This is a genomic window from Micromonospora sp. M51 (genome assembly GCF_018070305.1).
Taxonomy (GTDB): Bacteria; Actinomycetota; Actinomycetes; order Mycobacteriales; family Micromonosporaceae; genus Micromonospora; species Micromonospora parva.
This window is the reverse complement of sequence record NZ_JAGPXZ010001293.1, coordinates 1-904: the sequence shown is the minus strand read 5'-3', so window position 1 is coordinate 904 and position 904 is coordinate 1. Positions and strand designations below refer to the sequence as shown.

Below are 904 nucleotides of genomic sequence, written 5' to 3'. Positions count from 1 at the left end.
CAGCGGGGACCCCCCGGGGTCCGTGGGCGCGGCCACCAGGACGTCGCCCGGCTCGACGTGGGCGGTGCCCCGGTCGTGGACGACCCGGGCGGGGCCGGTCACCCGACCCGCCGCCGCGCCCACGCCGGCGAGCGTCCCGTCGCCGGCCGCCGTCGGGGGCAGGACCGCCTCGACGTCGGTGCCGTCGGAGAGCAGCGCCACCGGCACCGTCGCGCGGCGTAGCTCCCGGCGGTGCACGGCCCGCCGGGAGGTGACTGTCGCTCGCGGGTCGACACCCTGGTGTACGGCGGCGTGCACCTCGTCGAGGGTCAGGAACATGATGTCGTCGGGTTGGTCCAGCAACCCGGTGCCGTGCAGGTCGGCGCCGATGAGCAGCAGTTGCCGGCGGGTCTCGCGCAGTGGGTACAACCCGGCGAACTTGCCGGCCTCGCGCAGACCGGCCAACGACCGCGCCCGGCGCAGCAGGAAACCGGCGATGGTGCCGCGCACCGGCCGCCGACGGCGGGCTCGCCCGATCAGCTCCGCCAGCGCTCGCTCGGCGGCGACGGCGGCCTGTCGGAAACGTTCGTCGGGGCCCTGGCGTGGATCGGTGACCCGCAGGTAGTTGGCGACAGCGGCGAAGACCGGCGCGGGGTCCTCCTCCCAGCGCGGCACGCCGAGGTCGACTTCGGCGACGCCCCGGTGGCCGTAGGCCTCCAGGAAGGCGACCATGCCGATGTCGGGCAGGGTTCCGCGCAGGTAGCGCGTGGCCAGCTCGGCCGGCGGGGTGTCGAGCAGGAGTCGGCGGTGCTCGCCCGCGCCCTGGGCCAGCCGCCACAGCGCCAGGTCCATCTCGATGGTGACGTTGTGCGGCATGCCGCCCAGCACGGTGTGGATCTCGTCCGGCCCGGTGAGGCCCTTGAGC

Annotated in this window: 1 pseudogene; it reads right to left on the bottom strand. The window is 75.7% G+C overall.

Features of this window, described 5'->3' with window-relative positions:
• Positions 1-904, bottom strand: a pseudogene (locus tag KBX53_RS34370) (pyruvate, water dikinase); the annotation flags it as partial.